This window comes from Streptomyces sp. NBC_00259, assembly GCF_036181745.1.
Classification (GTDB): domain Bacteria; phylum Actinomycetota; class Actinomycetes; order Streptomycetales; family Streptomycetaceae; genus Streptomyces; species Streptomyces pratisoli.
The window spans coordinates 6,662,303-6,676,105 of the sequence record NZ_CP108080.1; the positions used below are offsets into that span (position 1 = coordinate 6,662,303).

Annotated in this window: 13 protein-coding genes; 9 read left to right on the forward strand and 4 right to left on the reverse strand. The window is 73.7% G+C overall.

What is annotated here, in order from left to right:
- Positions 1-19 precede the first annotated feature (19 nt).
- The 4 genes from OG766_RS29920 to OG766_RS29935 all read left to right on the forward strand — a co-directional run bounded on the left by OG766_RS29920 (position 20) and on the right by OG766_RS29935 (position 4,364).
- Positions 20-1,825: a gamma-glutamyltransferase family protein gene (locus OG766_RS29920; RefSeq protein ID WP_328726614.1), complete on the forward strand. Its 1,806-nt coding sequence runs from the start codon at positions 20-22 to the stop codon at positions 1,823-1,825.
- 107 nt (positions 1,826-1,932) lie between these two features.
- On the forward strand, positions 1,933-2,790 hold the full coding sequence (locus OG766_RS29925) for an inositol monophosphatase family protein (protein ID WP_266386730.1): 858 nt from the start codon (positions 1,933-1,935) through the stop codon (positions 2,788-2,790).
- 146 nt (positions 2,791-2,936) lie between these two features.
- A complete protein-coding gene (locus OG766_RS29930; RefSeq protein WP_266386727.1) occupies positions 2,937-3,677 on the forward strand; it encodes a peptidase E in 741 nt (246 codons plus the stop codon).
- Between the two features lie 87 nt (positions 3,678-3,764).
- Complete coding sequence (locus tag OG766_RS29935) at positions 3,765-4,364, forward strand: TetR/AcrR family transcriptional regulator (RefSeq protein WP_266386724.1); 600 nt, start codon at positions 3,765-3,767, stop codon at positions 4,362-4,364.
- A gap of 121 nt (positions 4,365-4,485) precedes the next feature.
- Here OG766_RS29935 and OG766_RS29940 read toward each other — a convergent pair whose 3' ends face one another.
- A complete protein-coding gene (locus OG766_RS29940; protein WP_443045626.1) occupies positions 4,486-5,340 on the reverse strand; it encodes a nucleotidyltransferase domain-containing protein in 855 nt (284 codons plus the stop codon).
- A 134-nt stretch (positions 5,341-5,474) separates the two neighbouring features.
- Here OG766_RS29940 and OG766_RS29945 point away from each other — a divergent pair, with 134 nt between their 5' ends.
- The 4 genes from OG766_RS29945 (at position 5,475) to OG766_RS29960 (ending at position 9,689) form a co-directional block, all read left to right on the forward strand.
- Positions 5,475-6,890, forward strand: a complete 1,416-nt coding sequence (locus tag OG766_RS29945; RefSeq protein ID WP_266386721.1) for a phytoene desaturase family protein — start codon at positions 5,475-5,477, stop codon at positions 6,888-6,890.
- 125 nt (positions 6,891-7,015) lie between these two features.
- Entirely contained in the window at positions 7,016-7,534 is a 519-nt protein-coding gene (locus OG766_RS29950) for an O-acetyl-ADP-ribose deacetylase (protein WP_328726615.1), read from the forward strand.
- Positions 7,535-7,628: 94 nt separating this feature from the next.
- Positions 7,629-9,176, forward strand: a complete 1,548-nt coding sequence (locus OG766_RS29955; protein ID WP_266386715.1) for an AlkA N-terminal domain-containing protein — start codon at positions 7,629-7,631, stop codon at positions 9,174-9,176.
- 9 nt (positions 9,177-9,185) lie between these two features.
- Entirely contained in the window at positions 9,186-9,689 is a 504-nt protein-coding gene (locus OG766_RS29960; RefSeq protein ID WP_266386712.1) for a methylated-DNA--[protein]-cysteine S-methyltransferase, read from the forward strand.
- A 45-nt stretch (positions 9,690-9,734) separates the two neighbouring features.
- On the opposite strand, the gene OG766_RS29965 is transcribed toward OG766_RS29960, so the two are convergent.
- The 3 genes from OG766_RS29965 to OG766_RS29975 form a co-directional block, all read right to left on the reverse strand.
- A complete protein-coding gene (locus tag OG766_RS29965; RefSeq protein WP_328726616.1) occupies positions 9,735-10,475 on the reverse strand; it encodes an SIR2 family NAD-dependent protein deacylase in 741 nt (246 codons plus the stop codon).
- A gap of 165 nt (positions 10,476-10,640) precedes the next feature.
- Positions 10,641-11,132, reverse strand: coding sequence for an NUDIX domain-containing protein (locus tag OG766_RS29970; RefSeq protein WP_266386706.1), 492 nt, complete (start codon positions 11,130-11,132; stop codon positions 10,641-10,643).
- A 91-nt stretch (positions 11,133-11,223) separates the two neighbouring features.
- On the reverse strand, positions 11,224-12,321 hold the full coding sequence (locus OG766_RS29975) for an ADP-ribosylglycohydrolase family protein (RefSeq protein WP_266386703.1): 1,098 nt from the start codon (positions 12,319-12,321) through the stop codon (positions 11,224-11,226).
- A gap of 164 nt (positions 12,322-12,485) precedes the next feature.
- On the opposite strand from OG766_RS29975, the gene OG766_RS29980 reads away from it, so the two are divergent.
- Positions 12,486-13,616, forward strand: coding sequence for a glycerate kinase (locus OG766_RS29980; RefSeq protein ID WP_266386700.1), 1,131 nt, complete (start codon positions 12,486-12,488; stop codon positions 13,614-13,616).
- Positions 13,617-13,803: the final 187 nt, after the last annotated feature.

Consider the following 13,803-nt stretch of genomic DNA (forward strand, 5'->3'; position numbering starts at 1 on the left):
ACCGATGGAGCCATCCCGCATGTTCACCACCCGGCCGACCCTTCAGGGCACCTTCGGCATGGTGTCCTCCACCCACTGGCTCGCCTCGCAGTCCGCGATGGCCGTACTGGAGGACGGCGGGAACGCCTTCGACGCCGCCGTCGCCGCGGGCTTCGTCCTGCACGTCGTCGAGCCGCACCTCAACGGCCCCGCAGGAGAGGTCCCGATCATCCTCGCGCCCGCGGGCGGCGAGGTGCGGGTGCTGTGCGGCCAGGGCCCCGCGCCCGCCGGCGCCACCATCGACCACTACCGGGGGCTCGGACTCGGTCTCGTCCCCGGCACCGGGCCGCTCGCCGCCGCCGTCCCCGGCGCGTTCGACGCCTGGATGGTGCTGCTGCGCGACCACGGCACCAGGACGCCCGCCGAGGTGCTGAAGTACGCCATCGGGTACGCGGAGGACGGGCACGCGCCGGTCGAGCGGGTCGGCGAGACCGTGGAGACCGTACGCGAGCTGTTCGAGACCGAGTGGACGACCTCCGCCGAGGTGTATCTGCCGGGCGGCCGGGCCCCGCGGCCCGGCGAACTGTTCCGCAACCCGGCCCTGGCCGCGACCTGGCGGCGGCTGATCGCGGAGGCGGGCGACGGCAGCAGGACCGAGCAGATCGAGCGGGCGCGGGCCGTCTGGCGCGAGGGCTTCATCGCCGAGGCACTGGTCGGCCGATCCGCCGTGCCCACCATGGACACGAGCGGCACCCGGCACACCGGCACGCTCACCGCGGCCGATCTCGCCGGCTGGTCCGCCGCGTACGAGGCGCCGGCGACGTACGACTGGCGCGGCTGGACGCTGTGCAAGGCGGGCGGCTGGAGCCAGGGCCCCGCGTTCCTGCAGCAGTTGGCGCTGCTGCCGCCCGAGCTGCCCGAGTACGGTTCCGCCGAGTACGTCCACCTCCTCGTCGAGGGCTGCAAGCTCGCCATGGCGGACCGCGAGGCCTGGTACGGCGACGCCGCGGACGTCCCGCTGGAAGCGCTGCTGTCGGAGCCGTACAACGCCGAGCGGCGGGGCCTGATCGGCGCGAAGGCCTCGTACGAGCTGCGGCCGGGAAGCCCCGGCGGACGCGCCCCCGTGCTCAGCGCGCACGCTCTCGGCGTCGCGGCGGGCGGGACGGGCTTCGACGCGATGGGCATCACCGGCGGACCGGCGGCAGGGGTCGGCGAGCCGACCGTCGCCAAGGACGGTGCGACGCGCGGCGACACCTGCCACCTCGACGTCGTCGACCGGTGGGGCAACATGGTCGCGGCCACGCCCAGCGGCGGCTGGCTCCAGTCCAACCCGGTCGTGCTGGAGCTGGGCTTTCCGCTCGGCACGCGACTGCAGATGGCCTGGCTGGACCCGGGGCTGCCGAACTCGCTCACGCCGGGGCGCCGCCCCCGCACCACCCTCACCCCGTCGCTGGCGCTGCGCGACGGGAAGCCCGTGATGGCCTTCGGCACACCGGGCGGCGACCAGCAGGACCAGTGGCAGCTGCACTTCTTCCTGGCCGTGGCGCTGCGCGGCGAGGTCCGTGGCGGGCTGGACCTGCAGGGCGCGATCGACGCCCCGAACTGGCACAACGACAGCTTCCCCGGCTCCTTCTACCCGCGCGGGATGCGTCCCGGATCCCTCACCGTGGAGTCCCGGACGGACCCCGAGGTCGTGGCGGAGCTGCGGCGGCGCGGCCATGACGTCACGGTCGGGGAGCCCTGGTCGGAGGGCCGGCTGTGCGCGGTCGCGCGGGACCCGGAAACCGGTGTGCTGTCGGCGGCGGCGAACCCGCGTGGCATGCAGGGTTATGCGGTGGGCCGCTGACCGGACACCTCGCGTTCACCCTGCCTTGACCCGTGGTCGGCCGGGTGTCCATCCGGTGGTCACCGGGCGGCAGCTGGGATGTCAGTGGGGCGTGCTTTGCTGGACGCATGACCGAAGAGCTTTTGTCCGGGACGACCGGAAACCCCTGGGAGTCCCGAATCCTCGCGCTGGTCGAGGAGGCGGTCCGCAAGGCGGCCGCCTCCGAGATCATGCCGCGATTCCGCCGGCTCGCCGCGCACGAGATCGTCGAGAAGAGCGGTCCGTACGACCTGGTGACGGTGGCCGACCGCAACGCCGAGGAGCATCTGACGGCGTCCCTCACGGCGCTGCTGCCCGGCTCGGTCGTGGTGGGTGAGGAAGCGGTCCACGCGGACCCGGCGGTGTACGGGGCGCTGCAGGAAGACGCGCCCGTGTGGATCGTCGACCCCGTGGACGGCACGCGTCAGTTCGTGCACGGTGACCCCGGCTTCTGCACGCTCGTCGCGCTGGCCCGGCGCGGCGAGGTGCTCGCGTCGTGGACGTACGCCCCCGCGCTGGACGAGATGGCGACGGCGCTGCGCGGCCACGGCGCCCGGGTGGACGGCAGGGAGATACGGTCGGGTTCGCCGGAGCCGGGCGCGGTCCTCGAAGTGGCCATGTCCCACCCGGACTTCACGACCCCCGAGGAGAAGCAGGCTCTCCTCGCGCTGCGCACCGACGGCGTCCACGCCCGCCCGTGCGGCTCCGCCGGCCTGGAGTACCTCGCGGTGGCCCGCGGTGAACTCGATGCGGTTGCCTTCTCTTGGGAGAATGCCTGGGATCACGCGGCAGGCCTCCTCCTCGTCGCCGAAGCAGGCGGCACGGACCTGACCCTGACCGGCGACCGCTTCCGCATCACGGGCGGCAACGCCCTGCCGTTCACGGCGGGCAGGGACGCGGCCACGACGCGGCGGATCCACGAACTCCTCGCCTCGGGCGCGCGGTAGCTCGGGCGCGCGGTAGCGGACAGCAGCGCCGAGCGGTGGGGCGGCCCGGGTGGGACGGATCCAGCGCGACGGCGCCGGTGGGATGGTCCGGTGGGGCGTGGGGCCGTCGGAAAGCGAGCCGTGACGCCTCGATAGGGTCGTGTGCCATGACCGCTCCGGAACCCACCATCCTCGCCACGTCCGGGGGCCACCGCGCCGGAGACCGCACAAGGGTGACCTTCGATTCGCTGGTGCACCACGCCGTCGAGCTGTCCGGGGTCCACGGCCGTAGGCCCCGCGTCATGTACGTGGGCACGGCCATCGGGGACGCCGAGCACTTCAGCTCGCGGATGACCGAGGCCGCCCGCGTGGCGGGCTTCGACCTCACCCCCCTCCACCTCTTCCCCATGCCGAACCTCGAGGACATCGAGGGCGCCGTCCTCGACCAGGACGTCGTCTGGGTCATGGGTGGCTCCGTCGCCAACCTGCTGGCGGTATGGCGCGTCCACGGACTCGACGCCGTCCTGCGCCGCGCCTGGCGGGCGGGAGTCGTGCTCAGCGGGGTCAGCGCGGGATCGATCTGCTGGTTCCGGGGCGGCACCACCGACTCCTTCGGACCCGAACTGCGCCCGCTCACCAACGCCCTCGGCTTCCTGCCCTACGGCAACGGGGTCCACTACGACTCCGACCCCGGCCGCCGCCCCCTGGTGCACCGGCTGATCGCGGACGGCACCCTGCCCACCACACACTGCACCGACGACGGCGTCGGCCTCGTCTACCGCGGCACCGAACTCGTCGAGGCCGTCACGGAAGTACCGGGCAAGGGCGCCTACGTCGTCGTACGCGACGGCGACAGGGCCGTCGAGGAGCGCATCGAGCCCCGCGGACTGCCCGCGCCGAGGTCCTGAGCCTTCACCGCCCCGCAAGAAGTCGAACCACGCGTAGTACTCTGCTTGAAGTGGTGTGAACTCGGTGCTGCATCTGGAGTGGTGTCGATGGTGAGACGTAACGACCAGCGGCGCGCTGCCCTCGTCGACGCGGCGATCGAGGTGCTGGCCCGGGAAGGCGCAAGAGGCCTGACGTTCCGGGCCGTGGATGCCGAGGCCACCGTTCCCGCCGGCACGGCGTCCAACTACTTCGCCAGCCGCGACGACCTGTTGACTCAGGCCGGCGCCCGCGTCTACGAGCGACTCCAGCCCGACGAGGCCACGATCGCCCGCCAGCAGGCGGCCGGACGCGACCGCGATACCTACGCTGAACTGATGCGCGAGCTCGTCGGCCGCGTCGCATCCTTCCGCACCGGTTACCTCGCTCTGCTGGAGCTCCGCCTCGAGGCCACCCGCCGCCCCGAACTGCGCAAGGTCCTCACCGAGCGAGTCCGAGCCGACGTCGACGCCAACGTCGCCTACCACGAGGCTTCCGGCCTCCCCGGCGATTCCATGGCCGTCAAGCTGCTCATACTGACGCTGAACTGGCTGATCGTCGAACAGCTCACCCTGCCGGACGTCTTCACGGAGGCAGAGCGTGAACAACTGGTGACGGCCGCGGTGGAGCGCATCGTGGCGGCGGACGAGACGACTCGGCCCCAGAAGTGACGCGGTGACCTGCCGGCACTGGCGACGCCGACACGCCGGCACTGCCCCACCAGGTATGAGCAGCCGGAGGCAGGACCGGCGCACCCCCCCGGTCGCCCCGCGGGGCCCGGAGCCGCACGCGTCATCCGAGGGCGGCACGCACCTCGGCCGTCAGGGAGCGAGCCGACGCGACGGCCCCGGCGTCCAGGGCGCGCAGCGCCTCCGTGACGCGCGACGCGAGGCCGGGTGGCGCGGCGGGCAGGGCGGAGGCCGCCGCCAGCGCGCCCTTCTCGTTGAGACACCAGACACGGTGGTGCGCGTGCAGAGACTGCACGAGGATGCCGAACGCCCGTGAAAGACACAGCGAGACATGGAGGGCGTCACCGCCGGGCGCCGACTTGGCCGCGGCCGACACCGAGAACTCCGCCTCCCACACCGCACGGGTCAGCGCCTGCCGCAGCGGCTCGGGATACGTCGCCGTCGCCGACCGAAGAGCCGCCAGCTCGCCCCCGGGGTCGGCCAGGACACGGCACAGCGCCACCTCGCCGGGATACGCGGGGGACCAGAAGCCCAGCGGGTGCCCGGGCTGGACACCCACCTCGTACCGCCCCGCCCGGCAGTCCGCCCAGACGGACTCCACCCGGTCCAGATCGCGGAGGATCCAGTCGACCGCGACCCCGTCCACCGAGAGCCACGCGCCGCCGTTCACCCAGGGGCCCCAGCCGCCCGGCCCCGCCACCTCCACCGCGGCTCCCGTCACCTGCGCGGCCAGCGCGGCCAGGGCCGCCACGTCCAGGTCGCCCCGGTAGTAGACGCCCAGATCCCAGTCGGAGTCCGGCCGGTGCGCCCCACGCGCCCTGCTGCCGCCGAGCGCCACCGCGCGTACCCCCGGTACGTCCACCAGCGCGGTCGCCATCGCTTCGACGAGCTGGTGAGTCCCGTCGTCCACGGGGCCCGTCGCCCGCTCGTCAGCCCGGTCGTCCGCCGGGCCGATCATCCCGTCGTCCGCCGGGCCGCTCACCTGGCCGTTCACCTGGTCGTTCATCGCCGCGGAGGCTACCGCCGACGGCGTTGTCCGCGCCGCCGAATATCCTGGGTTCCTTGGCCATCGGCAGACGAAGGAGTCCCAAGGTGCCGTCGATGCTCGATGCCGTCGTCGTGGGGGCGGGGCCCAACGGACTGACCGCTGCCGCGGAGTTGGCGCGCCGCGGATTCTCGGTCGCCGTGTTCGAGGCCCTGGACACCGTGGGCGGTGGCGCCAGGACCGAGGAGCTCACCCTCCCCGGCTTCCGGCACGACCCCTGCTCCGCGGTCCACCCGCTAGGCGTGGGCTCGCCCGCGTTCAAGGCCATGCCGCTCGGGCGGTACGGGCTGGAGTGGCTGCACCCGCCGCTCCCCATGGCCCACCCCTTCGACGACGGCACCGCCGCCGTTCTCTCCCGCTCCGTCGCGGAGACCGCCGCCTCCTTCGGGCCCCGCGACGCGGGGGCGTACCGCCGCCTCGTCGCCCCGTACCTCGGCAGATGGGACACCCTCGCCCGGGACTTCATGTCCCTGCCGAGCACCGCCCTGCCGCGCGACCCCGTCACCCTCGCCCGCTTCGGCCTCACCGGACTGCCGCCGTCCACCTGGCTGTTGCGCCGGTTCAGCGACGACCGCGCCCGCGCGCTGTTCGCCGGTCTCGTCGCCCATGTCATCGCCCCGCTGAGCGGTCTCGGCACCGGCGCCGTCGCTCTCGTCTTCGCGCTCGCCGCACACGCGGGCGGCTGGCCGCTGCCGCGCGGCGGCTCGCAGTCGATCTCCGACGCCCTCGCCGCGTACGTACGGGACTGCGGCGGCACGATCCACACCGGCACCGAGATCAAGCGTCTCGACGACCTGCCGCCCGCCCGGGCCTATGTCTTCGACACCTCGCCCACCGCCCTCGCCCGGATCGCGGGCCTCGGCCGGGCCTACGACGGCTATCGCTACGGAGCCGCCGTCTTCAAGATCGACTACGCTCTGGACGGGCCCGTGCCGTGGACCGCCGAGGAGGCCCGTCGCGCCGGCACGGTCCAGATCGGCCCCAGCAGCCGTGAGATCGCCACCGCGCTCCGGCAGGCCTCCGGGGGCCGCGTCCCCGGCACCCCCTTCCTGATCTCCGCCCAGCCCAGCCTCGTCGACCCGTCCCGGGCACCCGAGGGCAAGCATGTCTTCTGGGTGTACGGCCATGTTCCGCACGCCTGGGAGGGCGACCTCACCGAGGCGATCGAGCGGCAGATCGAGCGCTTCGCCCCGGACTTCCGTGACCGTGTCCTGGCCCGCGCCACCGCGGGCCCGCCCGAACTGGCCGCGCGCAACGCCAACTACGTGGGCGGCGACATCGCCTGCGGCGCGGCCAGAGGCCTCCAGCTGCTGCTGCGCCCCAAGCTGTCCCTGTTCCCGTACGCGACCCCCCACCCGGCGGTCTTCCTGTGCTCCTCCGCGACCCCGCCGGGCCCGGGCGTGCACGGCATGTCCGGGCACAACGCGGCGAAGGCGGTGTGGCGGCACCTGCGCGCCCAGTGAGGCATGTGCGCCCAGTGACGTCGAGGCACCCCGGTGAATCCGGGCCCAGTGGCATCGAGGCGCTCGTGACGCATGTGCGCGCTCAGTGACGCCTGCCCCACGCGCCGGCGCGGCATGATGGCCGTATGAGCAGGCGCCCCGCCATCACCCTCGTCCGCGGAGACATCACCGAGCAGCACGTCGACGCCGTCGTCAACGCAGCGAACTCCTCGCTGCTCGGTGGCGGAGGCGTCGACGGGGCGATCCACCGACGCGGCGGCCCGGAGATCCTCGCCGCATGCCGCAAGCTGCGCGCCTCGCACTACGGCAAGGGCCTCCCGACCGGCCAGGCGGTCGCCACGACCGCGGGGAGACTCCCGGCCCGATGGGTCATCCACACCGTCGGCCCGGTCCACTCGGCGTCCGAGGACCGCTCCGGCCTCCTCGCCTCCTGCTACCGCGCCTCGCTGGGCGTCGCCGACGAACTGGGTGCCGCCACGGTCGCCTTCCCCGCCGTCTCCACCGGCATCTACGGCTGGCCGATGGACGACGGCGCCCGCATCGCGATCGAGACCGTACGGACCACGCAGACATCGGTGGAGGAGGTCCGCTTCGTGCTCTTCGACGACACGGCCTACGAGGCGTTCGCCGCGCACCTGAGCTGATCGCGCACCCGGGGGCCCGCGGCCGCCCCGGCCACGCCGGGTCGATGTCGTTTTCTCGCCAGCGCAGCCCCCTCCGGTGGCCGATGCTTGAGCCATGCACACCGACACCGAGCGTTGCGTGAGAGCCGTCCAGTCCAAGGACGCCCGGTTCGACGGCTGGTTCTTCACCGCGGTGCTGACGACCCGGATCTACTGCCGGCCCAGTTGTCCCGCCGTGCCGCCCAAGGTCGAGAACATGACGTTCCACCCCAGCGCGGCGGCGTGCCAGCAGGCCGGTTTCCGGGCATGCAAGCGGTGCCGCCCCGACACCAGCCCCGGCTCGCCGGAGTGGAACGTCCGCGCCGACGCCGTCGCCCGTGCCATGCGGCTGATCCAGGACGGGGTCGTCGACCGCGAGGGCGTGCCCGGGCTCGCCGCCCGGCTCGGCTACTCCACCCGGCAGATCGAGCGCCAGCTGCTCGCCGAGGTCGGTGCGGGCCCGCTCGCCCTGGCCCGCGCGCAGCGCGCCCAGACCGCGCGGCTGCTCATCGAGACCACCACCCTGCCGATGGCCGACGTCGCCTTCGCCGCCGGCTTCTCCTCGATCCGGACCTTCAACGACACCGTCCGCGAGGTGTTCGCGCTCGCCCCGAGCGAGCTGCGCACCCGTGCCGCCGCCCGCCCGGGCCGCGGACACGGACGAGGCCATGGACACGAACGAGGCCATGAACACGGGCAAAGGCACGGGCGCGCTACGGAACCGGTCCCCGGGACGCCCGGCGTCCTCGCTCTGCGCCTGCCGTTCCGCGCGCCCCTCAACCCCGACAACCTCTTCGGGCATCTGGTGGCGACCGCGGTCCCCGGCGTGGAGGAGTGGCGCGACGGCGCCTACCGCCGCACCCTGACGCTCCCGCACGGCCACGGCATCGTCTCCCTGGCCCCGTGCCCGGACCACATCGCCTGCCGGCTGTCCCTCACCGACCACCGCGATCTGACCTTCGCCATCAGCGTCTGCCGCCGCATGCTCGACCTCGACGCCGACCCCGTCGCCGTCGACGACCAGCTCCGCACCGATCCGCTGCTCGCGCCGCTCGTCGACAAGGGGCCGGGCAGACGGGTGCCGCGTACCGTCGACGCCGCGGAGTTCGCCGTACGGGCCGTCCTCGGCCAGCAGGTGTCGACCGCGGCGGCCCGCACCCACGCCGCCCGGCTGGTCACGGCCCACGGCACCCCCGTCCACGACGCCGAGGGCGGCCTCACCCATCTCTTCCCGGCCCCCGAGGCGCTCTCAGGCGTCGACCCGGAGACGCTCGCCTTCCCGCGCAGCCGGCGCACCACCCTCACCACCCTGTTCGGGGCCCTCGCCGACGGCACCCTGCGGCTCGGCCCCGACAGCGACTGGAACGAGGCCCGCGCGCAGCTCGCCGCACTGCCCGGATTCGGTCCCTGGACCGTCGAGGCCATCGCGATGCGCGGCCTGGGGGACCCCGACGCCTTCCTGCCCACCGACCTCGGCATCCGGCACGCCGCGGCCGACCTCGGCCTGCCGTCGACCCCCGCGGCGCTCACCGCCCGCGCCGCGGCCTGGCGGCCCTGGCGCGCCTACGCGGTCCAGTACCTCTGGGCCACCGGCGACCACCCCATCAACCGACTCCCCGTCTGAGGAAGCACCATGAGCCGCACCCACACCGTCGTCGACAGCCCGTACGGCCCGCTCACCCTCGTCGCCACGGACTCCGTCCTGAGCGGCCTCTACATGACCGGGCAGCGCCACCGCCCCGCCGAGGAGCACTTCGGCGACCCCGACCCGCGTCCCTTCGGCGCGACGATCCACCAGCTCGACGCCTACTTCGCGGGCGACCTGAAGGACTTCGACCTGCCGCTGCACCTCGCGGGCACCCCGTTCCAGCGCAGCGTCTGGGAACAGCTGTGCCTGATCCCGTACGGCGAGACCCGTACGTACGGCGAACTCGCCGACGCCCTCGGCAACCCCGGCGCCTCCCGCGCGGTCGGCCTCGCCAACGGCAAGAACCCGATCGGCATCGTCGTCCCCTGCCACCGGGTCATCGGCTCCAGCGGCAGCCTGACCGGCTACGGCGGCGGCCTCGACCGCAAGCAGCGCCTGCTGGCCTTCGAGAAGGGCACCCCGGACGACGCGCTGTTCCCGGCGTTCTAGACCCGTACGTCCAGAGCGCCTGTAGGTCCACGGCGCCCATACGTCCTACGTGTCCTGGGTGCCGTCCGCGATCCGTTCGAGCAGCGCCGGCAGTGCCGTGCCGATCGGCTCGCGGATGATCTCGGCCGCGAGTTCGTCGTACGGCGTCGGTTCGGCGTTCACGACGATCAGCCGGGCGCCGTTGTCCGAGGCGATCCCGGCGAGGGAGGCGGCGGGCTGCACCTGCAGGCTGGAACCGACCGCGATGAAGACCTCGCAGGCCTTGGCGATGCCCATCGCCTCACTCAGCACCACCGGGTCGAGCCGCTGTCCGAACATCACCGTCGCCGACTTCAGGATCCCGCCGCAGACCCGGCACGGCGGGTCCTCCTCGCCGTCGGCGACGCGCACGAGCGCTTTCTCCATGGGGGAGCGGGCGTGGCAGCGCGTGCACTCCACCTGGCGTGCGGTGCCGTGGAGTTCGAGGACCTTGCGGTCGGGCATCCCGGCGAGCTGGTGCAGCCCGTCGACGTTCTGCGTGATCACCCGCACCGCCACGCCGTTCCGCCCGCGCTCCAGTTCGGCGACCGCCCGGTGCGCCGCGTTGGGCTCCGCGCGCAGCGTCGGCGCGTCCCGCCGCATCCGCCAGGCGCGGCGGCGGATGTCGGGGTCGGCCATGTAGTAGTCGTAGGTGACCAGCTTCTCGGCCTCCGGGTCACGCCGCCACAGGCCGTTGGGCCCGCGGTAGTCGGGAATGCCGGAGTCGGTGGAGATACCGGCGCCGCTGAGGATCGCGACGAGAGTCATGCCGCGAGCGTACGCAGCGACGCCACGGTGCGGCGAACGGATAATCCTGCACCTGCGCGCATGACGGCCAGGCCACGGGCCGCAGCCGCCTGTCGCCCGTCGCCCATCGCGCCCCCGCGACAACCCTCGCCCCCAGGGAAGGTCGGGATCCGGCCCGACCGCCCTTCACCGCCCCGGGCGTCCGTCGACCAGCTCGACCGGGCCCGTGCCGGAGTCGAGCGCGTCCAGCGCGGCGAGGACGCGATGGCCCAGTTCGCCGAGCAGATAGGTCGTGATCTCCTCGGGCGACACCAGCTTCCAGGAGATCAGCTCCTCCTCCTGGAGCCGGATCGCCGAGAACCGCTCCCCGCTCAGCACGCCGCCGTCGTAGACGTACGCGACGATCGGCGGCCGGTCATGTCCCCGTACCCAGTCGATCGCGAGCAGCCGCCCCGGTTCGACGTCCAGCCCGATCTCCTCCAGCGTCTCGCGCCGGGCGGCCTCGCGGGGCGTCTCTCCGGCGTCGGACTCGACCGTGCCGCCCGGAAGCGCCCATCCCGCACGGTAGTTGGGCTCGACGAGCAGCACCCGGCCCTCGCCGTCCCGGAAGAGGGTGGCGGCCCCGGCGAGTACCCGGGGGAGGGACGCGATGTACGCGGCGTATTCGTTGGTGGTCACGCCGGAAGCGTAGTGGGCCGGGCAGATCGGGCGCCCGGCCGTCGTCCCGGTCAGGAGCGGTGGCGGGAGCGGTGGCGGGAGGGGTCTTCCGTCACGCCCCCGCGCCGGCCGGCGTCGCGGCAGCCAAACGGGCGGTCCGGTTGGCCAGTTCACCGATCCGTGCGCCGTCGAAGCCGAACACCGCGCTGCGCACCCGGTCCTCCAGCGGCCGGGTCCACTGCGGCGGAATGCCGGACGCGCCGCACAGCACCCCGGCGACCGAACCGGCCGTCGCCCCGTTGGAGTCGGTGTCCAGGCCGCCGCGCACGGTCAGCGCGATGGTGGACGTGAAGTCCCCCGCCCCGTACAGCAGTCCGGCCGTGATGACACCGGCGTTCGGAACGGTGTGGATCCAGCCGAGGCGGCCGGTCTCCCGGTCCAGCTCGGTGAGCGCGTCGGACCAGGGGAGGCCCGCGTCGTACAGGGCCGTCGCACGCCGGACGGTACGGGCGAGCCTGCAGCTCGCCGGGACACGGGTGAGGGCGGTCTCGACGGCCTCGCGGGCCGTCGTCGCCGTGAAGGCCGCGGCGATCATCGCCGCCGCCCACATCGCCCCGTACACCCCGTTGCCGGTGTGGGACAGCACTGCGTCCCGGCGGGCGAGGGAGGCCGCGCGGGCCGGATCGCCCGGGCAGGTCCAGCCGAAGATGTCCGCACGGATCAGCGCGCCGATCCACTCCTGGTGGGGATTGTCGTACGTGGCGGTGAGCGGCGGCTTCAGCCCGGCGGTGAGGTTGCGGTACGCCGCCCGCTCGGCCGTGAAGGTCTGCAGGTACGGCAGCCTCAGCAGCCACAGCTCGCCGACCTGCTCGGTGGTGAAGTCGAAGCCGTGGGTCTCCAGCAGATGGAGGCCGAGGATCGCGTAGTCGACGTCGTCGTCGCGGCAGCTGCCGTGGATCCGGCCGCGGACGCAACTCCGCCACTCCGGGCGCAGCTCGAAGTCCGCCGCCGACCCCGGGGGCGGCTCGGGGAGATAGTCGGTGAGCGGGAGCGCACCGGTGAGCCGCAGATAGCGGTCGATGCGGTCACGGGTCCAGTAGTCACCGCGCTCGACGGGCTTGCCGAGCATGTTGCCGGCGATCCTGCCCAGCCAGCCGCCGAGGATCCGCTCGGCGGTCCGGGGGCCCTGGGGGGTGCCTGGAGGCGTCATGACTCGGGTGTACCCCGTCCCCGCTCATCGATCGCCCCGCGGCGGCAGGGGCGCATGGCGACAGGGGCTGATATAGGACAGATCCCGTCCGCTTTCCAATCGGTGCTGGTGCGGATAGGGTCGTGGCGGCGCGACTGCCTGTTCGAAAGCAAGGGAAACAGAAGGTGACGGACGGAGCAGTTACCGCCGCGCACGTGCTCGTGGCGGCGGACAAGTTCAAGGGCTCGCTCACGGCTGTACAGGTCGCGGAGCGGGTGACGGCCGGGCTGCGGCGGGTCGTCCCGGAGCTCGCCGTGGAGACCCTGCCGGTCGCCGACGGCGGCGACGGCACGGTCGCGGCGGCCGTGGCGGCCGGGTTCGAGCGCCGTGAGGTGCCGGTGACCGGGCCGCTCGGTGAGTCCGTGACGGCGGCGTACGCGCTGCGCGGCACCACCGCCGTGGTGGAGATGGCCGAGGCGTCCGGACTGCAGCACCTTCCCGAGGGCGTGTTCGCGCCACTCACGGCGACGACGTACGGTTCCGGTGAGCTGCTGCGCGCCGCACTCGACGCGGGAGCGCGGACGATCGTCTTCGGCGTCGGCGGAAGCGCCACGACGGACGGCGGGGCCGGGATGCTGGCCGCGCTGGGCGCGCGCTTCCTGGACGCGGACGGGCGGCCCGTCGGCCCCGGCGGCGGTGCGCTGGCAGACGTGGCGACCGCCGACCTGTCCGGCCTGGACGCCCGTTTCAAGGACGTCGAACTGGTCCTCGCCAGCGACGTCGACAATCCGCTGACCGGCCCGAAGGGCGCGCCCGCCGTCTTCGGCCCGCAGAAGGGTGCCTCGCCCGAGGACGTCGCCACGCTGGACGCGGCGCTCGCCCACTACGCGTCGGTCCTCGGCCCCGAGCAGGCCGGGCAGCCCGGCGCCGGCGCCGCGGGCGGTATCGGTTACGGAGCGCTGGTCGCGCTCGGCGCGAGCTTCCGGCCCGGCATCGAGGTCATGCTCGACATCCTCGGCTTCGCCCCGGCGCTGTCCCGGGCCACCCTCGTCATCACCGGCGAGGGCTCGCTCGACGAGCAGACCCTCCACGGCAAGGCCCCGGCGGGCGTCGCCGCGGCGGCCCGCGCGCAGGGCATCGAGGTCGTCGCGGTGTGCGGCCGCCTCGCGCTCCCGCCGGCCGCACTCGCCGGCGCCGGTATCCGCCGCGCCTACGCCCTCCTCGACCTGGAGCCCGACCCGGCCACCTGCATGGCCCAGGCGGGCCCTCTGCTGGAACGCGCGGCGGAGTCGATCGCCCGGGACTTCCTCTCCTGACCACATCCGGCGGCCCGGCCCGGGTCCGCTCGAATCCGGGCCCCGGGCCACGGGTCGGCCCGGGGCAAGTCCCTTGCATGCTCTGCGGATTGACCTGAGCCGGCCGATGGGCGGGCCCTGGCCCGGTCCGCGCACGCGGCGAAGTGGCTTCCCCCGAATGGCCGAAAGAAGGCCCTGCCGCAACCGG